Genomic DNA, 22,177 nt, shown 5'->3' with positions numbered 1-22,177 from the left:
GGCCCGGACGGCGCACCGGCCGCGGTGCCCGCACCGACCGACGCCGGACCGGCAGCCACGGGACCGGCCGCGGCCCCTGCCGACCCGGCCTCGGCGGCGCTGCTCGCGCGCATCCCGGTCGAGAGCGCCCGCCTCTCGGCGACCTCCACCGGGTTCCAGGGGAGCCTGGGCAACCAGGGGGCCGCGTTCCTCGAGCTCCGCACGCGGTACTTCGAGGCCGCGGCGGCCGACCGTCCGGCGATCCTCGCCCAGGTCCCGGCCGTGATCGCGCCGTGGACCACCGCGATCACGACCGCCGAGCAGGCCATCGGCACCGCGGCGCAGGCGGCCGGTCTCACCGCGGCGACCATCCCTGCCGCCCGGACCCTGTCGGCGCAGGTCGCACGACTGCAGGCGGTCCCCCGCGAGGTGGCCCGGCAGCGGCGGCCGCGCGGGGCCGGACCGGAGCCCGTCGCCGCCGAGCTCACCCGCCTCGCCGGCTGGGAGCGGACCGCGGGCGTCGACCCCGCGGCGCCGCCGCCGCCGACCTACGACGAGCGGACCGCGCGCGTCGTCGCTGCCGCCGCTGCACGGGTCGCGCTCCTGGAGCCCCTCGTGGGTGCGCGCGAGCGCCTCGACCGGCTGACGTCGCTGCGCGGCCTCCTGGGGCGCGCGGACTTCCTGTTCGGCTCGGCGAGCCGCCCGCGCGGCGGCGGCCGACCGGGGACCGACCGGGTGGTCTCGTCGCCGTCGATGGCCCAGCTGCTCGAGCGCGGGTTCTACACCACGGGCACCGGCCAGGACGGGCACGTCAGCGTCGACTTCCTCGTGGCGCTCGCCCGGCACGGGTTCGACGTCGGCGGTGCGTGGGGCGGGGAGAGCACCGACTCGATGCACATGGAGCTCGTCGTGCACCGCCCCACCGGCTGAGGCGGGGGCACCCGCGTCACGTCGACGTGCTCGCTCCCGGGACCGCCCGGGCACAGCGCTCCGTGAGCACCCGGAGGTGCTCCACGAGCTCTGGCGGCTCGTCGACGTGGAAGTCGAGCCCGAGCATGCCGATCCAGACCGCGACGACCTCGACGCTGTCGCCGCCGGTCACCAGCACGCTGCGACCGTCCGCGAGCGCCTCGACCGTGCCGACCGCGGGGTTGATGCGCGCCAGGACCTCGTCCGCGGCGGCGTCGACGGTGACGCGCGCGTGCACCGCCCAGCCCGCGCGCGCGACCTCACGCACGGTGAAGTCGGTGACGTCCTCCGGGAACGCGACCGGCGTGAACCGTCGCCCGCCGGGTGTCCGGAGCCGCAGCCCGTCGACCGCTAGAGCCAGCCGAACCGCTGGGCCGTCCGGACCGCCTCCGCGCGGGTGGCCGCGTCGAGCTTCGTCTGCGCGGCGAGCAGGTAGTTGCGCACCGTGCCCGGCGCCAGGTGGGCCCGCTGGGCGATGACCGACGCGGGCAGGTCGAACGCGGCCAGGCGCAGCACCTCGAGCTCGCGAGCGCTGAGCGGGCAGGCCGGGGCGCTGAGCGCGTCGGCCGCCAGGCCCGGGTCGACGTACCGCTCGCCGGCGTGGACGGTGCGCAGCACGCCCGCGAGCGTCGCGCCCGACGTGCCCTTGGTGACGAAGCCCCGCGCGCCCGACTCGAGCGCGCGGCGCAGGTGCGCCGGTCGGCCGCGGCCGGTGAGGACGACGACGCGGCACCCGGGCAGCGCGCGCGAGATCTCCGCGGCGACGCCCACGCCGTCGAGCCCCGGCATCTCGAGGTCCACGAGCGCGACGTCCGGACGGTGCGCGAGCGCGGCGGCCACCGCGGCCGGGCCGTCGGCGGCCTGCGCGACGACGTCGAGGTCCGGCTCGAGCGCGAGGAGCGCGGCGACGGCGGAGCGGACGAGCTCCTCGTCGTCGGCGATCAGGACGCGGATCACGGGGCCTCACCCGCCGCGGTCACGGACGCGCTGCCGGTCGCCGACGCGCTGCCGGTCGCGGACCCGCGACGGGGAGCGGCCGCACCCGCGGGCACCGGGACGCTCGCCCGGAGCACGAACTCGTCCCCGAGCCGCTCGACCCGCAGCCGCCCGCCGGCGTCCGCGAGCCGGGCCGCCACGCCGTCGAGCCCCGAGCTGTGCGCGTCGGCTCCCCGCGTGCCGACGCCGTCGTTGCGGACGGTCAGCACGGCGGTCCCGCCGTCCACCCCGCCCGCGGCACCGCGCTCGACCGCGGCACCACGCCCGGTCGCGGGGTCCACCCCGAGCCGAGCCCCGGCCCCGCCCGCGGCACCGGCCTCGACGCCGACCTCGACCCGGCACCACGTCGCGCGGCTGTGCCGCAGCACGTTCGTCACCGCCTCCCGCAGCACGGGCGCAAGGCGGGTCGCCGCGTCGGGCGGCACGTCCGCGGCCTCCCCGACGACCGTGCACCGCACGCCCGCCGAGTCGAGCACCTGGCGCACGGCCGCCACCTCCTCGTGCAGGTCCACCGAGCGGTAGGCGTGCACGGCCTGGCGCACCTCCGCGAGCGCCGTCGTGGCCAGCCGCTGGATCTGCCCCGCCTCGTCGCGGACGGCCGGGTCGCCCGCGGGCAGGCGTGCGACGAGCTCGGCCTTGAGCGCGATGACGGTGAGGCTGTGCCCGAGCACGTCGTGCACGTCGCGCGCGAACCGCAGCCGCTCCTCCCCCGCGGCGAGGCGGGCGCGGGCGTCACGGCCGGCGTCGGCGTCGAGCAGGAGCGCCCACATCCACACCGGCGCCCAGTTCACGGCCGCGACCGACAGGCCGATGCCCCCGGTCACGACGAGCGCGTGCACGGGCGACCCGCCGGCGACGGCGGCCACCACCACGCTCACCGCGGAGCACACCGACGCCACGACGACGACCCACCGCCACGACACGAGCAGCGGCGCGATCCCGACGACGCCCGCGCCGACCCACGCCCATGTCGCCCACCGGCCCGCGGCGACCGGTGCGACCAGCGCGAGCGACGCCACGGCCGTGCCCACGAGCGCGAGCGTCCAGGCCCGGCGGGTGCGCGCCGTCGTCCACGGCGTCACGGCCCCGTGCACCGCGCCCGCCGACGCGACGGCGAAGGCGCCGATGCCCAGCGCGCCGAGGGCGACCCACAGCGGGCGCGGCTCGTCGAGCAGGCCGATGCCCGGCATGACGAGGCTCGTGCACACCGTCGTCGCGAGCCACACGAGCACGAGCGCGCGGGCACGGCCGAGCCGGCGGTCGCGCGGGGCGGCCGACCACGGCGACGCGGCGACGGTGCTCACACGCGTGATGCTAGGCGCGGCGGGCGCACGGCGGACCCGTGCGATCCGCACCGTATCCGGTGCGCCCGGCCCGGGGTCCGCGGGCGCCGGCCGGCCGGACGGTGGGGTCATGACCTCGACACACGCACCCACACAGCCCGCACCGTCACAGCCCGCAGCCGAGCAGCGCGCACACGCGCAGCACGGCGTCGCGACGACCCCGGCACGCCCGCCCCACGGGCCGGCCGCGACGTTCGCCCTCCACCTCGGCGGCATGGCCGTGGCCATGCTCCTCGGGATGCTCCTGCTCGCCCCGGTCGCGACGGCCCTCGCCGACGCGGCGGGGTGGGACCTCGCCGCGGCCGGCCCGGAGGCCGCGGCGCTCCTCATGGCGACGACCATGACCCTCGGCATGGCCGTGTGGATGGTGCACCGCGGGCACGGTCCGCGGGCGGTCGGCGAGATGTCGGCGGCGATGGTCGTGCCGTTCGCGGTGGGCCTCGCCCCGTACTGGGCGGGGCTGGTCCCCGCGGCCGACGCGCTCCTCGTCGGGCACCTCCTCATGCTCCCGGCGATGGCGGCCGTGATGCTCCTGCGCCGGACCGAGTACACGGGCAGGCACGTGCACGCCCCGGCGCGCACGGCGTGGGGCCGGGCGGTCGCCGCGGTCGCGCACCGCTGGCCGACGCTCCTCGCGCTCGGCCTGACGTTCGACTCGTGGCTGCGTCCCGGCATCCCGCCCGCGTGGATGCTGGCCGTGCTCGGCGGCGAGTACCTCGTGATCGGCACGGTGCGCCGGGAGCTCCACCGCGACCGCCTGCTCGCGGCGCACGTCGCCGGGTTCGTCGTCTACCTCGGCCTCGCGGCCGTCGCGGCCACCGCGCCGGCCGCGGTCGCCGTGCCGGTCGTCGCCGCCGGGTGGCTCCTGCACGTCGCGTGGGACGTCGCCCTGCACCGCGCCGACCGGGTCACGTGGCGCTGGTTCGCCGAGGCCTGCATCGTGATCGACCTCGTCGTCGGGGTGACCGTCCTGCTCGCGCTGTGACCTCGCACGACGGCGGCCCGGACCTGCTCGGTCCGGGCCGCCGCCGCGCGTGCGTCGTGCGCCGTCAGGTCACGGCCGCGCGGGAGGCACGCTGCTGCCGCTCGGCTCGGGCGTGGGCCGCGCACCGGACCAGCTCGAGGCGAGGTGCCACACCTTCATGTCGACGAGCCGGGCGCGCCCGCCGGTCGAGAAGAGCTCGACGCCGTCGCTGCCGCGGGCGGGCAGCACGAGGTCGGTGATCGCGACCTGCCCGCCGTCGGCGAACACCTCGACCGAGGACCGGTCGACCAGCACCCGGAGCGTGACGTTCCCGTACGCGTCGGGCTCGAGCGGTGCGCGCTCGACGCTGGCGAAGGCCGGGCTGAACGCGACGTCGCCCGAGAGCGTGCGGTCGACGTAGAGCTCGCGGCGCGCGGCGTCGTAGCCGATCACGGTCCGCTGCCCGTCGCCCACCCGGACGTGCAGGCCGACCTGCTCGGCGGCACCCGGGCGGAACGTGGCCTGGATCTCCAGCTGGTCGCCCGAGGCGCGCTGCGTGACCGGCGTGACGCCGGGCTCCAGGGTGGTGCGCTTCACCGGGACCGCGCCGTGCCGCAGGGACCGGAGCTCGGGGACCGGGGTGGACCGCAGCCGCGTCTGCCCGTCGGTCGTGACCAGGGTCAGGTCGCGCGGCACCGACATCGCGCTGCGCCACGGGTCGGTCGGGACGGCGTTGGCGTACTGCCAGTTGCTCATCCAGCCGATCATGACGCGGCGGTCGTCGGGCAGGCCGTTGAAGGTGACGCCGGCGTAGAAGTCCCGCCCGCGGTCGAGCCAGTGCGCCCGCTGGGTCGCCGACAGCGCCGGCTCGTCGGCGAAGGTGAACTGGTCGGCCAGGACGTGACCCCAGCCGCCGGTGCTGTTGTCGACGAGCTGGATGCGCGCGACCTGCCCGGCGAGGTCGCGCACGTCCCAGCCGGTCCAGTCGAGCGTCTCGCTGCTCGGGCCGGTGGCCGTGCGCACGACCTCGTCGCCGACCAGCAGGTTGACCGACGTCTCGACGGACACGGGGTGCGACGCCTCGGGCGAGAACATGATGTGGTCCGCGAGGACGTGCCCCCACCCGCCGGTGTTGTCGTCGACCACCTGGATCTGCGCCTGCTTCCCGACGAGCGCGGACACGTCCCACGCGACCCAGTTGAGGGCCTCGCTGTCCTGCCCGGTCGCGCTCTGCACGACCTCACCGTCGACCACGAGGTTCACCGCCGTGGCGCCGGCGCCGTCCCCCGCGTACGGGTGGTAGCCGCCGCCGACGAGCAGGTTGATCCAGTCCTGCTCGATGGTGAACGTCGGTGAGGTGACGGTGCCCGTCGCGGCATCGTGGTCGGTGAACGTGTTGACCAGCTGCTCCCCCTGGTACCCGCTGACGGCCTGCTGGTCGCCGATCGTCCCCGGACGCGGGCCGTCCCCGGCGAAGTCACCGGTGGCCGTCCAGCCCTCGCCCCACGTGCTGCCCTCGAAGTCCGCGAGGACCGTGCCGGGCGGCAGCGTCGGGTCGAGCGTCGTCCCCTCGACCCGCGGGTGGTTCCCGCCGCCGACGAGGAAGTTGAGGTGGTCGCCGGTCACGGGGAACTCCGGCGACGTGAGCGTCCCCCGGGCGCCGTCGCCGCCGTGGAAGCTGTTGGCGAGCTGCGCGCCCTCGAACCCGGCGACGCCGGCCTGCCCGGGCAGGTCGCCCGTGCTGGGGGCGTCGCCGAAGGCGGTGCCGGTCGCGGTCCAGTCGCCGTACGTCGCGCCCTCGAAGCCCTCGAGGACCGTGCCCGCCGGGGGCGTGTAGGTCGGCGGGTCGTCGGACGTGAACGTGGTGCCGTCGAAGTCGCCGACGAAGTACTGCGTGCCCGAGCCGCCGGCGATCCCGCCGGGGTTGAGGCTCACGACCATGACCCACTTCACGTTGCCCGGGTCGCCGTCGACCGCGAGCGGGAACAGGTCGGGGCACTCCCACGCGCCGCCGACGGCACTGGCCGGGCCGAAGTCGCTGAGGTGCGTCCACTCCGTGAGGTTCGTCGACCCGTAGATCGCGACCTTGTGCTCCGGGGCCCGCACGACGACCATCCGCCACTCCTGCGTGGCCTCGTGCCAGAAGACCTTGGGGTCGCGGAAGTCGCGCGAGCCGATGTCGAGCACCGGGTTGCCGTCGTGCTTGGTCCAGGTCTGCCCGTCGTCGGTGCTGTACGCGAGGGACTGCGCCTGGATGCCCGGCAGCGTGGGGTGCATCTGCGTGTACGCGCTCGTGTAGACCGCGACGAGCGGCGGGTCCTCCGGAGTGCCGAAGCCCGAGGTGTTCCCGTGGTCGACGACGACGGACCCGGAGAAGATGTCCTCGATCGGCTGCCCCTGCTCGTCGAAGCCCTGGCCGATCGCGACCGGCTGCTCCGTCCAGTGCACGAGGTCCGGCGACGTCGCGTGCCCCCAGCTCATGTTCCCCCACGCGTTCCCGAACGGGTTGTGCTGGAAGAACAGGTGGTAGACGCCCTCGTGGTACACGAGCCCGTTGGGGTCGTTGAGCCAGTTCTCCTGGGCGCTGAAGTGGAACTGCGGACGCAGGTCCTGGTCGTACGCCGTGGGCGGTCCGGGCCGCTCCGCGGCAGCCGGACCTCCCGGGGTCAGCGCCACGGCGAACGCGACGCCGGACGCGACGGCGAGCAGCCGCCGTCCGGTGCGACGGCGTGGAGCCGTGCGGGTGTGCTGGTGGTTGCGGTGCATGTTCCTACTCCCCCGTGAGCCGGTGGCGCGCGTGCGGCGCCGTGCCGGAGCTGATGTCGTACCCGGCGAGCACGAGCCGCTCGCCGTCCCAGGTGACGGGCACCGGGTCCCCGATGCCGCCGACGAAGGCGCCGTCGTCGCCCTCGTTGCGGAACGCCATGAGGTTCCACCGCCCCGTGCGGTCCTCGACGAGGCGCCCCGCGTACCAGCGGTGGTCGGTCAGCCGGGTGGCGCGGCCGACGTCGAAGGGCCCGGTGGGCGAGTCCACCGGCAGGCTCCAGATCCCGCCGCGGTCGTCCGTGGCCCGCCGCCCGTCGGACAGCTCCGCGCCCAGGCAGCTGAACAGCAGCACGAGCCGGCCCTCGACCTCGGCGAGCTGCAGGACCTCGAGCTGCCCGAACCCCGTGTCGGCGGCGCTCAGCGGCGCCCGGACCTCCCAGTGGTCCAGGTCGGTCGAGACGGCGTGCCCGACCACCCCGCGCCCGCGCGGCTCCCCGTCGCGGGCCCGGGCGGTGAGCAGCATGTGCCACTCGTCGCCCACCGGGAACACCCAGGGGTCCCGCCAGGTCTCGTTGTCCCAGGCCGAGTCGCCGAGCCGTTCGTACCAGGTCGGGTCGGCCTCCAGGACGGGGGCGCCGGCGTCCCGGGTCCAGTGCACCAGGTCGCGGGACCGTGCCACGGAGATGCGCTGGACCTCGGGCCGGGCCCGGCTGCAGCCGGTGTAGAAGAAGCGCCAGTCCCCGTCGGGGCCGCGCAGCACCGACCCGGTCCAGATGGCCAGGTCGTCGAACGCGGGCCCGTCGGACGGGACGAACGCGTCGGCGAGCTCCGTCCAGGTGTGCAGGTCGTCGGAGACCGCGTGCCCGACGCTCGCCCGCAGGTGGCGGCGGTCGGGGTCGATCAGGGCCCGGGAGGCCTTGAGGTAGAACGCGTGGAACTGCCGTCCGTCGTCGACGAACCACATGTCCCAGGTCCAGGCGTCAGGGAGCAGGTGCATGTCGTCAGCCCTTCACGCCGCTGGACGCGATCGAGTTGATGAACGAGCGCTGGAACGCCAGGAACAGCGCGAGGATCGGGACGGTGATCATCGAGGCGTAGGCCATGATCTGGCCCCAGGAGACGTTGAGCTGGAAGAAGTACTGGATCCCGACCATGACGGGTCGCAGCTCCTCGGTCTGCACGACCATGAGCGGCCACAGGTAGGAGTTCCACGCCGGCAGGAACGTCAGGATCGCGACCGTGGCGATCGCCGGGCCGGACAGCGGCATGATCACCCGCCGGTAGATGCTGAACCACCCGGCGCCGTCCATGCGGGCCGCCTCGTCGAGGTCCTTCGGGATGCTCGAGAAGTACTGGTAGAAGAGGTAGATCGAGAACGCGTTCGCGACGAACGGCAGGATCTGCACCCGGTAGGTGTCGAGCCACCCGGTCGTCATGGCCAGCGAGAAGCCGTTGAGCTCGAGCCACGGCAGCTTGTTGACCCACCAGACCAGCGGCAGCGCCAGCGTCTCGAACGGCACGATGAGCGTCGCGATGATGACCGTGAGCGCGAGCTGCTGGCCGCGCCAGCGCAGGCGCGACAGGGCGAACGCCGCCATCGAGTTCACGACGAGCCCGAGCACGACCGTGACCGCGGCGATGCCCACGGAGTTCAGCAGGAACCGCGCGAACGGGACGCGCTCGAACACGCCGGCGTAGTTCTCCAGGGTCAGCGCACCGACCGGCACGAACGCCCCCCAGCTCGTCAGGTCGGCGAAGATCTGCAGGTCCGGCTTGAACGACGACACGAACATGAACAGCAGCGGCAGGGCGAACACGAGCGCGAGGAGCGCGCGCCCGGCCAGCACCCCGAAGGTGGCCCGGCGGGAGCGGGCGCGCTTGCCCGCCCGTGCCGGGACGGGGACGGCGCGCACGGCTCGGGTGGCGGGGACGGCGCCCGCGGTGGGGACGGTGGCGGTCATCAGACCTTCTCCCGGGTCAGGTAGCGCTGGATGGCGGCCACGACGAGCACGAGGACGAAGAACACCAGGGAGATCGCCGACGCGTAGCCGGTCGCGAGCTGCTGGTACCCGGTGCGCACGGCCATGAAGACCACCGTGGTCGTGGAGTCGAGCGGGCCGCCCTGGGTCATCACGTTGATCTGCGTGAACAGGCTGAGCGCCGCGATCGTGATGGTGATGAGGATGAACGTGCGGGTGGCGACGAGGCTGGGCCAGGTGATGTGGCGGAACCTCTTCCAGCCGGTCGCGCCGTCCAGCGCGCCCGCCTCGTACAGCTCGGCGGGGATCGTCTGCAGGCCGGACAGCCAGATGAGCATGTGGAACCCGACCGCCTGCCAGATCGACATCACGATGATCGCGCCCAGCGCGGTGCTCGGGTCGTTGAGCCAGTCGATCGGCGTGTAGTGCCCGAACGAGACCTTCGAGATCAGCTGGTTGAGCAGCCCGTCCTCCTGGTAGAGGAACCGCCACAGCAGCGAGACCACGACCATCGAGGTCACGACGGGCACGAAGTAGACCGTCCGGAAGAAGTTCGTCCCCCGCACCTTCGCGTTGACGAGCAGAGCGAGGACCAGAGCGAGGCCGGCCTGGAGCGGGACGACGACCAGGGCGAAGACGAGCGTGTTGCGCAGCGACGCCCAGAACACGGGGTCCTGGCTCAGGGTGACGAAGTTGTCCAGCCCGACGAAGCGGGCCGGTCGCGGGGAGATCAGCCGGGCGTTGGTGAACGCGAGGGCGAACGCCAGGCCGACCGGCACGAGCAGGAAGACCGTGAGCAGGAGGCCGGCGGGGCCGACCATCCACGACGCGGTGCGCGCCTCGTGCGAGCGGGCGGAGGTGGCTCGCCGGTCGCCTCGCTGGAGGAGGCTGCGGCGCGGGCGGGTGGCCGCGAGGGCGCGGCCGGGCGCGATCGAGCTGGAGGTGGTCATGACAGTCCTGTCCCCGAGCCGAGCCCGGGTGTGCCGGGGGTGCCGGCACACCGGGCCGCGGCGTCAGAAGGCGTAGTCGTCGTTCCGCTGGATGTCGGTGTCGATGTCGGCCGCGGCCTTGTCGAGGATCTGCTGGACGTCGCCGCCGGACAGGATGTCCGTGACGGCCTTCTGGAACGTCGAGGAGATGAACGGGTACGCCGGGGTCACGGGGCGCACGAGCGCGAACTCCTTCGACATGTCGCGGAAGACGGCCGCCTTGCCGCCCTCGGCGTAGTCGGGCATCGCGGCCGCGGCCTCGTCGGTCGCCGGGATGACGCCCAGGGTGTCGGCGAGCTCGACGACGTAGTCGCTCTGGTGCGCGAAGTCGAGGTAGGCCTGCGCCGCGGCGGGGTCCTCGCAGCCCGAGGTCATGCCCCACTGCCAGGACCCGCCGCCGATCTTCGGGCCCTCGCCGAGGTCCGGCGGCGGCAGGACGACGGCGTCGTCGCCGAACGCCTCGGTCACCGTCGGGTTGGCCCAGCTGCCCGAGTACAGGATGCCGCTCTGGCCGTTGACGAAGTCGGCGGTCGCGTCGCTCCCCGACCTCGCCGACATGTAGCCGTCGGCGACGAGCCCCTGCATCCACTCGCCCCACGCGACCGCCTCGGGCCCGTTCAGGACGCCCTCGGCACTCGTGTACGTCTCCCGGTCGACGAGGTCCCCGCCGAAGCTCTGCAGGAACGGCGAGTACGCGTACGGCAGCCACTCGCCCGTCCCGCCGGTCCCCAGGTCCAGGGGGTACGGGAACTGCCCGGTGGCCTCGAGGTCCGCGAGGACGTCGGCGAGCTCCTGCTCGGTCCACGGCTCGTCCATGGTCGGGATCCGCGCCCCGACCGACTCCAGCACCGACCTCCTGCTGTACATCGCGAGCGCGACGTCGTAGTGGCCGTAGGTGTAGACCTGGCCGTCGACCGTGCCGACGGTGCTCTCGAGCTGGCCGTCGAAGGTCCCCTCGGGCAGGTCGAGTGGTGCGAGGTAGCCGGCCCAGGCCCAGTTCGGGACGTTCGGCGCGTCGATGTCGACGATGCACGGGAGCTTCTTCGCCGACGCCGCGGCGACGACCGCGTCGTTGTACGACGCCTGCGGGAACGACTGCAGCTCGACGGTGTACTCGTCCTGGCCGGCGTTGAAGTCCGCGACGATCTTCTCGTCGATCGCGAGCTCGGCGTCGTTGCCGCCGTTGTGGGTCCACAGGGTGATCGAGCCGTCGCCCGAGCCCTCCGACCCGCCGGAGCCGCCCGAGCCGCCCGATCCGCCCGAGCACGCCGCCAGGGTCGCGGCGCCGGTGACAACTAGGCTGGCCGCCACGAGGCGACGGATGGTGTTGCGAGACACGAGTTCCTCCAGATCACTGCTGTGGATCGACGGTGGTCCTCGAGGGCGCGCTGCAACGCACCCTCGTGGTGATCGGTGTCGCCTCCCCGGGTGCTACCGGGGAGGCGACGTCACCGACGCCCGGTGCACGACCGGGCCTCGGAGGTGTGCGGTGCGCCGCGGCGGCGCCTGGCCGTCGGGTGCGTCGACGAGCACGTACAGCTGCTCGGCGGCCCACGCGCCCATCTCGTGGTGGGGCAGGGCGATGGTGGTCAGGCCGGGCGCGACGGACTCCGCGAGCAGCTCGACGTTGTCGAACCCGATGACCGAGAGGTCCTCGGGCACGCGCAGGCCGAGGTCGGCCGCTGCCAGGTAGACGCCCAGCGCGACCTGGTCGTTGAACCCGAACACCGCGGTCGGCCGGTCGGGCCGGTCGAGCAGCTCGCGCGCGACGGGGCGTGCCGCGACCGCGCGGGGCTCGGAGCGCACGACGGGGACGTCGCTCGCGGGGATCCCGGCCTCGGCGCACCGGGCGAGGAAGCCGGCGGGGCGCTCCGCGCTGGCGGGGATCTCGTCGGCGTCGTTCACCATCGCCAGGCGGCAGTGCCCGGCCGCCAGCAGGACCTCCGCGGCGTCCCACCCGCCGGCGAACTCGTCGGGGGCGACCCAGGAGACGCCCTCGTCCGGGCACTCGGCGTTGAGCACGACCACGGGGACGCCCGCGAGCTCGGGCGGCAGCTCGACGACCCGGTGGTACATCGCGGCGTAGAGGATGCCGTCGACGCGCCGGTCGAGCAGCGCCCGGACCTCGCGGCGCTCGAGCTCCCGGTCGTAGCCGGAGTTGGTCAGCAGGACGATGTTGTCGCGTGCACGGGCGACGTCCTGCGCCCCCTGGATGAGCTGCCCGGCGAACGGTGACGTGGCGATCTCGTCGGACACGAAGCCGATCGACTGCGACCGCTGGGTGCGCAGGGTCCGCGCTGCGGCGTCCGCCGCGTACCCGAGCTGCTCGGCGGCCTCGCGGACGCGGTGCCGCGTGTGCTCGGGGATCCGGCGGCCGGGCACCTTGTTCAGGACGAGCGACACGGTCGTCGTCGAGACACCTGCCGCTTCCGCGACGTCCTTGATCGTGATGCGCCGTTGCATGAGATCCCCGTTGATCAATCGTTTGACCGCTGTGATCAAACGATGTACCGGATGTCCGGAGATGTCAACAGCCGCGAGCGCCCGATGCCGGCGCGGTGCCGTCGGCGCCAGGCCGCGGCGGCGCGGTGCCGTCGGGGCGGGCTCGCGCCGCGGGTCCCGGTCGCGCACCCCGCGCAGCGGCGAGGGGTGTACCGCCGGTGCACCCCTCGCCAGGGACTCCTCCCCCGACCTCGGCGTCCCTAGCGTCGTGAGCACGGACGCGGTCGGCCGGGCCGGCGTCCTCGCCCCGCCGGTCCGCACCGCAGGTCGCCGAGCGGCCCCCGCAGTGACGACGCCGGACCGACGAGCCCCAGGAGACACCCGCCGTGAGCCTCACGTACGCCACCCCCGCTCCCCCGGTCGCGGGACCAGCCGCCGACCGGCTGCCCTGGCGGGCCCTGTCGGTGCTCGCGCTGCTCGGGTTCCTGCTCATCTCCACCGAGACGATGCCCGCCGGCCTGCTGCCGCAGATCAGCGCCGGGATGGGCACGTCCGAGGGGATCGCCGGCCAGTACGTCAGCGCCTACGCGCTCGGCACGATCCTGGTGACCGTCCCCGCGATCGCCCTGACCCGCGGGTTCCGGCGCAAGCCGCTGCTGCTGCTGGGAATCGTCGGGTTCGTGCTGGCCAACGCACTGACCGCCGTCGCCCCGGACGTCGTGCTCGCGCTCGCCGCACGCTTCGTGGCGGGCGGCTTCTCCGGGATGCTCTGGGGGCTGCTCGCCGGCTACGCCGTCCGGATCACACCCCCGGCGCTCACCGGCCGGGCGCTGTCCCTCGTCGTCGCCGGCGCCCCGGTCGGCATCGCCTTCGGGACGCCGCTGGGCACCTGGCTCGGCACGACGTTCGACTGGCGGTGGTCGTTCGGCGGCCTGGCCGTCCTCACCGTCGTCGTGCTCGTGCTGGCGGCCCTCCTGGTGCCGGACGCCGCCGGCCAGCGCGCGGCGACCGGCCTGCCGCTCGCCCGCGTCGTGCGCATCCCCGGCGTCGCGGCGGTGCTCGCCGTGATCTTCGCCTGGATGCTCGGCAACAGCACCACCTACACCTACGTCGCGCCCTACCTGCGCGACGCCGGCTCCGGGGTGTCGGTCGAGCTCCTCCTGCTCGTCTTCGGCGTCGCCTCGATCGGCGGGCTCGCGCTGACCGCGGCGCTCGTCGACCGTCACCCGCAGGCCCTCGTCCTGGCGTGCACGGCCGTCTTCGCGGCCGCCGGCGTGGTCCTGGCCGTCGGCCACCGGTCGCCGGTCGCGGTCTACGCCGCGGTGGTGCTCTGGGGCGTCACCTTCGGTGGGGCGTCACCTCAGCTGCAGCGACCGCTCAGTGCCGTGAGCGGGGACGACGCCGACGTGGCGAACGCGTTCCTGCCCGTCGCGTTCAACCTCGCGATCTTCGCCGCGGGCGTCCTGGGGGCCGTCCTGCTCGGCGCGGCCGGCGGGCTCGTCGTGCCGCTGGCGATGACCGTCTTCGGGGTCCTCGCCCTGCTCGTCGTGGTCGCGTCCCGCCGCTCGGTCTACCCGGGCGCACGATGAGCGCGACGACCGTGACCACGGCCGCGCGCCACGGCGCTCTCGCCGTCGCCCTCGTGCTGTCCCTCACCGCGTGCACCGCCACGCCCGAGCCGACAGGACCCGCCATGACCCGTCCGCCCACCGAGCCGGCCCCGACGGCGACTCCCGCACCCGACGGCACGCCGCGACCGGCCGAGCCCACCGCGCCGACCCGGGAGACGGCCCTCCTCGTCACGATCGGCGGCACCACCGTGCCGGGGCGGCTGTGGGACAACCCGGCGGCGCACGACCTGGCCGCCCGGCTGCCGCTGACGCTGACGTTCGGCGACCTCGGCGCCGTCGAGAAGACGGCGCGGCTCGACCCGGCGCTCACTATGGACGGCATGCCCGCCGGCGACGACCCCGGACCCGGCGAGATCGGCTGGTACGCCCCGTCCACGGACCTGGTCCTGTACTACGGCGACGTCGGGTACTGGAACGGCATCGCCCGCCTGGGCACCATCGACGCGCGCGGCGTCGAGCTGCTCGCCGGCGGCCCGGACGACGTCACGGTGACGATCGCGCGCGCCGACGGCTGACCCCGGCCGCGTCGCCCGCGGCCGGCCGGGGCTCCCGCGACCGTCCGCCCAGGCCGGCGACCGCCCGGAGCGACCGCGCCGACGACGCGGTTGCCCGATCGCGTGATCCGCACGCGGACGGTCCCACGGACCCTTGGCAGCCCCGCCCACCGTCGCCAGAGTGGTGCCATGACCACGGCCGGCACGCTGCCCGCGACCTTCACCGGCGACGTCCTCGTCCCCGGCTCGCCCGGGTACGACGCCGCGCGCACCGTCTGGAACGGCGCGGTCGACCGTCGCCCGGCGTTTGTCGTCCGGTGCGCCGGCAGCGACGACGTGCGCGCCGCGGTGCGGGTCGCACGCGAGCTGGGGCTGCCGCTCGGCGTCCGCGGCGGCGGGCACAGCGCCGCGGGCTGGGCCGTGCCGGAGGGCGGGCTCATGATCGACCTGTCGCAGCTGCGGGGCGTGGCGGTCGACCCGGGCGCCCGGACCGCGCAGGTGCAGGGCGGGGCGCTGCTCGGCTCGCTCGACGCCGCGGCGCAGGCGCACGGGCTCGCGACGACGGCGGGGATCGTGTCGCACACCGGCATCGGCGGGCTCGCGCTCGGGGGTGGGGTCGGCTGGCTCGCCCGCCAGGTCGGGCTGACGTGCGACAACGCGCTCGGGTACGAGGTCGTGACCGCCGAGGGCGAGCTCGTCCGCGCGGCACCCGACGAGCACCCCGACCTGTTCTGGGCGCTGCGCGGCGGCGGCGGCAACTTCGGCGTCGTGACGCGCTTCGACCTCGCGCTGCACGACACCGGGACGCAGGCGCTCACCGCCGAGGTCGACCTCGACGCCGCGCGAGGGCTCGACGCGCTCCGGACCTGGCTGACGCGCGCCCACGACGCACCCCGGCGCGCGACCCTCTACGCGGAGGTGCGTGCCGCCGGGCCGCTCACGCTGGGCCTCGTCTGGGTCGGCGCACCGGACGACGCGGCGCCGCTCGTGGCCGGGCTCGACGGTCTCGGCCGCCCCCTGGCCCGCCGGGTGACCGCCCTGCCCTACCTCGACCTGCAGCGCCGGTCCGACGTCGGTGCGGCGCACGGGTTCCGGCGCTACGCGAGGAGCCACTACGTCCGGGAGCTGCCCGACGCGGCGCTCGAGGCGTTCCTCGCGCACACCGAGGCCGACGTGGGTTCGGCGAGCCTCGTCGCGTACGGCGGCGCGATCGCGGACGTCGAGCCGGGGGCGACGGCCTTCGCGCACCGCGACGCCCGGTTCGAGTACGGCGTCGGCGCCCGGTGGGAGGACCGCGCCGACGACGAGCGCCACTCCGCGACGTGCCGGCGGCTCGCCGCGACCATCGAGCCGTGGAGCGTGGGCGTCTACGTCAACGCGCTCGGCGCCGAGGGGACCGCGGGCGTGCACCGGGCCTACGGGGCGGCGACCTGGGGGCGCCTCGCGCAGGTGAAGTCGGCGTGGGACCCGGAGAACGTGTTCCGGCTGAACCAGAACATCCCGCCCGCCTGAGGGGCCCGCCCGGCGTCCCCGTGGCGGGAGCGGTGGCCGCTCAGGAGACCGTGACGGCCTTGCTGTCGGTCATCGGGGCGCCGCCCTCGCCGTCCGACTCGTCCGACTCGCTGACCACGACCGTGTACTCGCCGGGCGCCAGCTCGAGCACGAGCTCGTACGGCGCGAACACCTGGCCCTCCGCGGTCGTGGTGAAGCCTGCCTGCACCTCCGTGCCCGTGGCGTCGAGCACCGACCACAGCAGGTTCGCCTCGAACACGGCGGCCTCCCCGGTGACCGTCAGGGGCGACGTCACGGTGGCGCCCTCCTGCGGCTCGTCGACCTGCACCAGCAGACGGACGTCGAGCGGGTCCTCGCGGGTGACGGGCTCGTCCCAGCTCACCGCGCCCCAGAGCTCGCCGGCCGGCTCGCCCTCGATCACCAGCATCACGGGCAGGGACTCGTCGCCGGCGGCGGCGGTCGCGGTGTGCACCAGCTGCTGGACCATCATGGCCGCGGCCTGCGAGCCGGTGCTCGCGGTGCGGGCGTCCTCGCTGAGGTCGACCGTGAGCACGCCGTCGGCGGTGTCGACGCCGAGCACGGTGGTGGTCGGGTTCCACGGCGAGACGTAGTCGGGGTCGCTCGACCCGGCGATCATCTGCTCGACGGCGAGCCGGACGGCGTCGTCCCCGCCGGCGCGGGCGGCCTCCCGGGCCAGCCGGAACCCGGCGCGGGTGTCGACCAGGAAGTAGACCGCGGCGCCCGGCGGTGCCGTGGTCGGCTCCTGCGTCGGCTCGGCCGTGGGTGCGGTGGTCGTCGGCCCCGTGGGCCCGGACGTCGGCTCACCGCCGGGGTCGCCGGTGCACCCGGCGAGCAGGACGAGCAGGACGAGCAGCGATCCGGTGCGGCGCATCTCAGGGCCTCTCCGTGACGACCACGACCTCCGGCCATCGTCCCACCGGCGGTTCCGCACCGCTACGCCCCGCGCGCGTGGGGAACCGCAGGGAGGCCGCCCCCGACCGGCGGGCGGTCGGGGGCGGCGTCGTGGTGCGCGGGCGACGGCTCAGCTGCGCCGGCCGCCGTACTTCAGGCCGAACCCGCGCTCGAACAGCGGGTCGGCGCTGTCGTCGGGCACGTCCTCGAGCTGGGCCTCGACGGCGGCGTCGGACGACGGCAGCTCGAACGGCAGGCGGCCGCCCGGACGGCGCTCGCCGAAGACCGTCTCGAGCAGCACCTCGTCGGAGACGCCGTAGGTCGCGAGCACCGCGTCGGCCCGGTCGACCACGTTCGTCAGCACGAGGGGCCGGTCGAGCTTCGGCACGGCGACCGTCGGGACGCCCGCGTCGACGGCGGCCTGGAACGCGGCGTGGTCGGCCTCGGCGCCCGTGAACGACAGGTCCGTCAGGTCGGCGCCGCCGCGCGGGTCGGAGAGCCGCACGACGGCCAGGTCGGCCTGGGCGGGATCGGCGACGACGGTGAGGCCGCGTGCCTCCGCGACCTCCGCCGCCACGCCGGACAGGTACACCGTGTCGACCGCCCGCTCCCGGGCGGGCAGCGTGCGGCGCTCGTTGGTGAGCAGCGTGAGCGAGCTCGCCTGCGCGGCGTCGCCGACGCGCGTGAACCTCTCGTTGCCCGCGACCTGCTCGGCGCCGGCCGGGTCGACGTACGGGTCCTCGAACAGGCCCAGCTCGAGCTTCTGGACCAGGACGCGGCGCGCGGCGTCGGCGACGCGCTCCTCGTCGACGAGCCCCTGGGCGACGGCCTCGACGACGTGCGACGGCTCGTTCGAGCCACCGACCTGGTCGACGCCCGCGTTCAGGGTCTCGGCGAAGCGCTCGGTGACCGTGAGGTCCTCGACGCCCCACGGCATGCCTGCACCCCACGGCCCGACGAAGAACGCCGGGGGCCGGTTCTCCTGGCACTCGACGGGGCAGTCACCCGTGATGCCCCAGTCGGAGAGGATCACGCCGTCGAACCCGTGCTGCTCGCGCAGCAGGTCCTGGAGCAGGTACGCGTTGAACCCGGCGCCGACCTGCTCCAGCGCCTGCCCCTGGAGCTCGAGGTCCTGGAGGATCGAGTAGGTCGGCATGATGCCGGACGTGCTCGCCGCGAACGCGCCCTCGAACGGCACGACGTGCTCCGCGAAGCTCCCGCCCGGGAACACCGCGTAGCGGCCGTAGTAGTAGTGGCTGTCGTAGCCGTTCTCCTGGGCGCCGTAGCCGACCCAGTGCTTGGTGACGGTCGCGACGCTGTCGTCGTGGAGTCCGTCGTCGCCGTCCTGCATGCCCTCGACGTACGCCTCGACGTGCCGGCTCGCCGTCCGCGGGTCGGAGCCGAAGGTGCCGTTGATCCGGGTCCACCGCGGCTCGGTCGCGATGTCCGCCTGGGGCGAGAGGCTCATGTGGATCCCCATCGCCCGGTACTCCTCGCGCACGATCTCGGCGAGGCGCTCGGTCAGGCGCGGGCTGCCGGCGGCGGCCATCCCCGGGAAGTCGGGCATCGCCGTCGTCCCCACGCGCGCGACGGTCTGGCCGCCGGTGACCGAGAAGCCGTTGCGCGGGTCCGTGCTCACGAGCACGGGGATGCCGAGGGGCTGCGCCTCGGCGAGCTCCTGCACGCGGTTGTGCTGCTCGGCGATCGCACCGGGCGCCGCCGACAGGCGCGTGATGAACGTCGTCACGTGGTCGTCGACGAGGACCGGCGTCAGCGCAGCCAGGTCGTACTCGGTGCCCGCGCCGATCGGCGAGGCCGCGGTCGGCAGCGTCCCGTGGACCAGGAGGCCGGCGCGCTGCTCGAGAGTGAGGCGCTCGACGAGGTCGGCCGCGCGCTCGTCGGGGCTCAGCCGCCAGTCCTCGTAGGGCGTGAGGGCGCCGTCGCGGTCGAGGTCGCGGAACTGCCTGCCGTCGACGCGGATGATCGGCACGCTCCGCGACTCGAGGGTGGGCTGCCGTCCGTGGGCGGCGGCCGGGGCGGCCAGGCCGGCGAGGGCCGTGGTCGCGACGACGCCGGCGGTGGCGACGCACGCGACGCCCCGTTGGCGCAGACCTGGGGTGGGTGGTGTGGGCACGTTGTCCTCCTCGACGACGGCTCGACGTGCCGGTGGAGTGCCGCTGCTGGGCTACCGAAACGTCTCAGTAGAGTGACGCTAACCGACAGGACGGACGTGTCAACCCTCGCGCCACGACGGCTCGGTACGGTGTCCCCGGTCGGAGGGAGGGACGATGGGCGCTCGGCGGGTGACCGCGGTCGACGTCGCGCGGCGCGCGGGCGTCGCCGTCAGCACGGTGAGCTACATCCTCAACGACGCGCCCGGGCAGACCTTCACGCCTGCGACCAAGGACCGCGTCCACGCGGCCGTGCGCGAGCTCGGGTACGTCCCGTCCGCGGCCGCGCGCGCCCTGCGGCAGGGGCGCTCGCACAACGTCCTGATGCTGCTGCCCGACATGGGGATCGGCGAGGCCCTCGCCCACGTCGTCGACAGGCTCTCGGACGCCATGGACCAGCACGGCTACTCGGTCGTGTTCCGGCGCAGCCGGGCCGGGCGGTCGGCGACGGCCCTGGTGGCCGAGCTCGCCCCGGCCGCCGTCGTGGCCCTCGCGCGCCTCACGCCCGACGAGGTGGCCGGGCTGGAGTCCGCCGGGGTCCCGCTCGTGCAGGACGTGGGCGGGCGCGACGGCATCACCGACCGCGAGGTCCTCCAGGCGGACATCGGGCGCGCCCAGGCGCAGCACCTCCTCGACCTCGGGCACCGGCGCCTGGTGTACGGCGCCCCCGACGACGAGCGGCTGGAGCCGCTCGCCCGGAACCGGGTCGCCGGGGTGCTGGCCACGACGCGCCAGGCCGGACTGCCCGACCCCGACGTCGTGCCCGTGCCCCTGGACGCCGACGCCGCGGCCGACGTCGTGCGGGCCTGGCTCGACGCGTCCGAGCCGCCGACCGCGGTGTGCGCCTACAACGACCTCGTCGCGCTCGCCGTCCTCGCCGGCGCGGCCCGGCACGGGGTGGCGTGCCCCGCGGACCTGGCCGTGGTGGGGGTCGACGACGTCGTCGCGGCACGGCTGAGCGTCCCGCCGCTCACGACCGTCGACTTCCACCCCGACGAGCTCACCGCCGAGCTCACCGAGGTGCTCCTCGACCGGCTGCTCGCCCGGCCCGCCGAGCCGCGCACGTCATGGACGGGCGTCGAGCTGGTGCGACGCGGCTCCACCTGAGAGCACCGCGCTGCCGACCCGCTCGACGCCCGGCGCAGCCGACGTCCCGGTCAGGCGTCGATCTCCAGGTACGTGTCGATCAGGCCGACGAACTCCGACCGCAGGCCGTAGGGGTCCTCCCCGAGCGCCGCCTCGGCCCGCTCCCGCGCCCGCCTCGCGTCGGCGTCCTCGGCGTGCTCCGAGCCGGCCACCGTGAGGCCGAACTCGACGACGGCGGACGCGAACCGGAAGTCGCTGGTGGGCCGGGCGGTGTAGGCGTCGGCGCGGACCGGGAAGACGACCTCGGTGCTCTCCGCGGAGCCCGGCTGCTTGTAGCGCACGTGCACCGTCAGGAAGTCGTCGGAGCGCCCCGTCTCGACGTCCTGGTAGTCCAGGTCGTCGGCGGGCTCGCCGTCGGCCGGAACGATCTCGTAGAACGCCGTCACCGCGTGCCCTGCGCCGACGTCACCGGCGTCCTTGGTGTCGTCGTCGAACTCCTCGTCCTCCAGCCGGCGGTTGTCGTAGCCCAGCAGCCGGTACCGCGCGACGGTCGCGGGGTTGAGCTCGACCTGCACCTTGAGGTCCTGCGCGACGACGAACATCGTCGAGTCGAACTCGTCCACCAGGACCTTGCGCGCCTCCTGGAGCGTGTCGATGTAGGCGTAGTTGCCGTTCCCGTGGTCGGCGATGGCCTCCATCGTGCTGTCCTTGAGGTTGCCCATCCCGAAGCCGAGCACCGAGATGTAGACGCCGGTCCGCGCGTGCTCCTCGATCAGCCCGGTCAGCTGCTCCGGGGTCGACGGCCCGACGTTGAAGTCGCCGTCGGTCGCCAAGACCACCCGGTTGTTGCCGCCCTCGACGAAGTTCTTCGTCGCCAGCTCGTACGCGGTCTCCAGGCCCCGGGCGCCCCCGGTGGACCCGCCGGCCTCGAGCTCGCTCAGGATCCCCACGAGCTCCTCGCGGCGGTCCCCGGGCACGGAGTCGGCGAGCACCTGCTCGCTGCCGGCGTACGTCACGATCGAGACGGTGTCGTCCTCGTCGAGCTGCTCGACCAGCAGCTCGAACGAGTCGGCGAGCAGCGGCAGCTTGTTCGGCTCGTCCATGGAGCCGGACACGTCGAGCAGGAACACGACGTTGTTGCCGCGGCTGGTCGGCTGGGCGGCCGTCGCCTGCACGCCGATCATGGCCAGCTGGTGGCCGGGTGCCCACGGCGCGTCCGCGACCTGCGTGGTCACGGTGAACGGGTCCTCCGCGTCCGGCTCCGGGCTCGGGTAGTCGTAGTCGAAGTAGTTGACCAGCTCCTCGATCCGGACCCCCTCCGGCGCGACGCCCTGACGCAGCTGGCGGCGCAGGTTGCTGTACGACGCGGTGTCGACGTCCGAGGCGAACGTCGACAGCGGGCTCGTCGTCACGTCCTGGAACGGCTGCTCCGGGGAGTCGTCGTACTCCTCCTGCCCGTCCACCGGGGCCTGGCGCCACTCGTCGGGCGCGACCGAGCCGTCGTAGGCGAGCTCCGGTCCGTAGGCGTCGCTCGAGCTGCCGTCGCTGCAGGCAGCGAGCGCGCCTGCGACCGCCACCGCGACTAACGCGGCGACTGCGCGCGACGGCGCACCTGTGCGACGGGACGCGCGAGCGAGCCGCGTCGTCGAGGGACGAGCACCGAGAAAGGTCCGACCGCGCATGTGCTGCCTCCGTTGTCCGAGGTCTGAAGCGTGGCGGTCCGCCCGGACGGCAGCCAGCACGGGACGGTCACGCAAGCATCCCGGTCAGGTAACACGCGTCGCGATCAGGTAACGGGGACGTCCGGGGCGGTCGCCGATCACCCGCTCGGTCGCCCGGACGGCGGTGTCCCCCGGTCCGGCCGGCGTGCCGCATCTCCGGGGCACCAGCACGTCCGGGCTCTCGTCGTGCGGGACCCGGGGCACGGCACCCGCCGGTTGACGA

17 protein-coding genes and 1 pseudogene are annotated in these 22,177 nt (G+C 74.6%); 6 read left to right on the top strand and 12 right to left on the bottom strand.

All coding sequences use genetic code 11. The features are described 5' to 3' along the window. Positions 1-909 (top strand): annotated as a pseudogene (locus AB6N24_RS07155) (hypothetical protein); the annotation flags it as partial. A gap of 16 nt (positions 910-925) precedes the next feature. Here the strand turns inward: AB6N24_RS07155 and AB6N24_RS07150 are convergent. From AB6N24_RS07150 to AB6N24_RS07140, 3 genes are all read right to left on the bottom strand, one after another. Next, positions 926-1,216 (bottom strand): WCX domain-containing protein, encoded by a 291-nt coding sequence (locus AB6N24_RS07150; protein ID WP_489672054.1) that lies wholly within the window; start codon positions 1,214-1,216, stop codon positions 926-928. An 83-nt stretch (positions 1,217-1,299) separates the two neighbouring features. Continuing rightward, complete coding sequence (locus AB6N24_RS07145; RefSeq protein WP_412868724.1) at positions 1,300-1,905, bottom strand: response regulator transcription factor; 606 nt, start codon at positions 1,903-1,905, stop codon at positions 1,300-1,302. After that, positions 1,902-3,248 carry a sensor histidine kinase gene (locus tag AB6N24_RS07140; protein WP_412868723.1) on the bottom strand — a complete coding sequence of 449 codons (1,347 nt, stop codon included), beginning with the start codon at positions 3,246-3,248 and terminating at the stop codon, positions 1,902-1,904. Before AB6N24_RS07140 ends, AB6N24_RS07145 begins: the two co-directional genes overlap by 4 nt. Before the next feature lie 109 nt (positions 3,249-3,357). Here AB6N24_RS07140 and AB6N24_RS07135 point away from each other — a divergent pair, with 109 nt between their 5' ends. Then, positions 3,358-4,272, top strand: a complete 915-nt coding sequence (locus AB6N24_RS07135) for a hypothetical protein (protein WP_412868722.1) — start codon at positions 3,358-3,360, stop codon at positions 4,270-4,272. Positions 4,273-4,341: 69 nt separating this feature from the next. Here AB6N24_RS07135 and AB6N24_RS07130 read toward each other — a convergent pair whose 3' ends face one another. The 6 genes from AB6N24_RS07130 to AB6N24_RS07105 all read right to left on the bottom strand — a co-directional run bounded on the left by AB6N24_RS07130 (position 4,342) and on the right by AB6N24_RS07105 (position 12,448). Beyond that, positions 4,342-7,017 (bottom strand): GH32 C-terminal domain-containing protein, encoded by a 2,676-nt coding sequence (locus tag AB6N24_RS07130; RefSeq protein ID WP_412868721.1) that lies wholly within the window; start codon positions 7,015-7,017, stop codon positions 4,342-4,344. A 4-nt stretch (positions 7,018-7,021) separates the two neighbouring features. Further along, on the bottom strand, positions 7,022-8,014 hold the full coding sequence (locus tag AB6N24_RS07125; RefSeq protein ID WP_412868720.1) for a glycoside hydrolase family protein: 993 nt from the start codon (positions 8,012-8,014) through the stop codon (positions 7,022-7,024). A gap of 4 nt (positions 8,015-8,018) precedes the next feature. Continuing rightward, the gene (locus AB6N24_RS07120) at positions 8,019-8,978 is read right to left on the bottom strand and encodes a carbohydrate ABC transporter permease (protein ID WP_412868719.1); all 960 of its coding nucleotides are present in this window, start codon (positions 8,976-8,978) and stop codon (positions 8,019-8,021) included. Continuing rightward, the gene (locus tag AB6N24_RS07115; RefSeq protein ID WP_412868718.1) at positions 8,978-9,946 is read right to left on the bottom strand and encodes a carbohydrate ABC transporter permease; all 969 of its coding nucleotides are present in this window, start codon (positions 9,944-9,946) and stop codon (positions 8,978-8,980) included. The genes AB6N24_RS07120 and AB6N24_RS07115 overlap by 1 nt, the downstream gene beginning before the upstream one ends. A gap of 63 nt (positions 9,947-10,009) precedes the next feature. Beyond that, on the bottom strand, positions 10,010-11,323 hold the full coding sequence (locus AB6N24_RS07110) for a sugar ABC transporter substrate-binding protein (protein WP_412868717.1): 1,314 nt from the start codon (positions 11,321-11,323) through the stop codon (positions 10,010-10,012). A gap of 93 nt (positions 11,324-11,416) precedes the next feature. Continuing rightward, positions 11,417-12,448: a LacI family DNA-binding transcriptional regulator gene (locus tag AB6N24_RS07105; RefSeq protein ID WP_412868716.1), complete on the bottom strand. Its 1,032-nt coding sequence runs from the start codon at positions 12,446-12,448 to the stop codon at positions 11,417-11,419. A gap of 365 nt (positions 12,449-12,813) precedes the next feature. Between AB6N24_RS07105 and AB6N24_RS07100 the strand changes: the two genes are divergently transcribed. The 3 genes from AB6N24_RS07100 to AB6N24_RS07090 all read left to right on the top strand — a co-directional run bounded on the left by AB6N24_RS07100 (position 12,814) and on the right by AB6N24_RS07090 (position 16,064). Next, positions 12,814-14,016 (top strand): MFS transporter, encoded by a 1,203-nt coding sequence (locus AB6N24_RS07100; RefSeq protein ID WP_412868715.1) that lies wholly within the window; start codon positions 12,814-12,816, stop codon positions 14,014-14,016. Further along, positions 14,013-14,573, top strand: a complete 561-nt coding sequence (locus AB6N24_RS07095) for a cyclophilin-like fold protein (RefSeq protein ID WP_412868714.1) — start codon at positions 14,013-14,015, stop codon at positions 14,571-14,573. The genes AB6N24_RS07100 and AB6N24_RS07095 overlap by 4 nt, the downstream gene beginning before the upstream one ends. Positions 14,574-14,741: 168 nt before the next feature. After that, positions 14,742-16,064, top strand: coding sequence for an FAD-binding oxidoreductase (locus AB6N24_RS07090; RefSeq protein ID WP_412868713.1), 1,323 nt, complete (start codon positions 14,742-14,744; stop codon positions 16,062-16,064). Between the two features lie 40 nt (positions 16,065-16,104). On the opposite strand, the gene AB6N24_RS07085 is transcribed toward AB6N24_RS07090, so the two are convergent. Both AB6N24_RS07085 and AB6N24_RS07080 read right to left on the bottom strand, forming a co-directional pair. After that, positions 16,105-16,956 carry a Gmad2 immunoglobulin-like domain-containing protein gene (locus AB6N24_RS07085; RefSeq protein WP_412868712.1) on the bottom strand — a complete coding sequence of 284 codons (852 nt, stop codon included), beginning with the start codon at positions 16,954-16,956 and terminating at the stop codon, positions 16,105-16,107. Between the two features lie 150 nt (positions 16,957-17,106). Then, positions 17,107-19,110 (bottom strand): glycoside hydrolase family 3 protein, encoded by a 2,004-nt coding sequence (locus tag AB6N24_RS07080; protein ID WP_412868711.1) that lies wholly within the window; start codon positions 19,108-19,110, stop codon positions 17,107-17,109. Between the two features lie 154 nt (positions 19,111-19,264). Here AB6N24_RS07080 and AB6N24_RS07075 point away from each other — a divergent pair, with 154 nt between their 5' ends. Next, the gene (locus tag AB6N24_RS07075; RefSeq protein WP_412868710.1) at positions 19,265-20,254 is read left to right on the top strand and encodes a LacI family DNA-binding transcriptional regulator; all 990 of its coding nucleotides are present in this window, start codon (positions 19,265-19,267) and stop codon (positions 20,252-20,254) included. A 50-nt stretch (positions 20,255-20,304) separates the two neighbouring features. Here AB6N24_RS07075 and AB6N24_RS07070 read toward each other — a convergent pair whose 3' ends face one another. Further along, entirely contained in the window at positions 20,305-21,810 is a 1,506-nt protein-coding gene (locus AB6N24_RS07070) for a vWA domain-containing protein (RefSeq protein ID WP_412868709.1), read from the bottom strand. Positions 21,811-22,177: the final 367 nt, after the last annotated feature.

This window comes from Cellulomonas jepli (genome assembly GCF_047229345.1).
In the GTDB taxonomy this organism is placed as follows: domain Bacteria; phylum Actinomycetota; class Actinomycetes; order Actinomycetales; family Cellulomonadaceae; genus Cellulomonas_A.
Note: the sequence above shows the minus strand (reverse complement) of the source record. Positions and strands in the feature narration are given on the sequence as shown.

Excerpts from the sequence above, each read along its gene's own strand:
- AB6N24_RS07135 (WP_412868722.1), top strand. The coding sequence starts at position 3,358 with ATGACCTCGACACACGCACCCACACAGCCCGCACCGTCACAGCCCGCA.
- AB6N24_RS07130 (WP_412868721.1), bottom strand. The coding sequence starts at position 7,017 with ATGCACCGCAACCACCAGCACACCCGCACGGCTCCACGCCGTCGCACC.
- AB6N24_RS07125 (WP_412868720.1), bottom strand. The coding sequence starts at position 8,014 with ATGCACCTGCTCCCTGACGCCTGGACCTGGGACATGTGGTTCGTCGAC.
- AB6N24_RS07120 (WP_412868719.1), bottom strand. The coding sequence starts at position 8,978 with ATGACCGCCACCGTCCCCACCGCGGGCGCCGTCCCCGCCACCCGAGCC.
- AB6N24_RS07115 (WP_412868718.1), bottom strand. The coding sequence starts at position 9,946 with ATGACCACCTCCAGCTCGATCGCGCCCGGCCGCGCCCTCGCGGCCACC.
- AB6N24_RS07105 (WP_412868716.1), bottom strand. The coding sequence starts at position 12,448 with ATGCAACGGCGCATCACGATCAAGGACGTCGCGGAAGCGGCAGGTGTC.
- AB6N24_RS07095 (WP_412868714.1), top strand. The coding sequence starts at position 14,013 with ATGAGCGCGACGACCGTGACCACGGCCGCGCGCCACGGCGCTCTCGCC.
- AB6N24_RS07090 (WP_412868713.1), top strand. The coding sequence starts at position 14,742 with ATGACCACGGCCGGCACGCTGCCCGCGACCTTCACCGGCGACGTCCTC.
- AB6N24_RS07085 (WP_412868712.1), bottom strand. The coding sequence starts at position 16,956 with ATGCGCCGCACCGGATCGCTGCTCGTCCTGCTCGTCCTGCTCGCCGGG.
- AB6N24_RS07075 (WP_412868710.1), top strand. The coding sequence starts at position 19,265 with ATGGGCGCTCGGCGGGTGACCGCGGTCGACGTCGCGCGGCGCGCGGGC.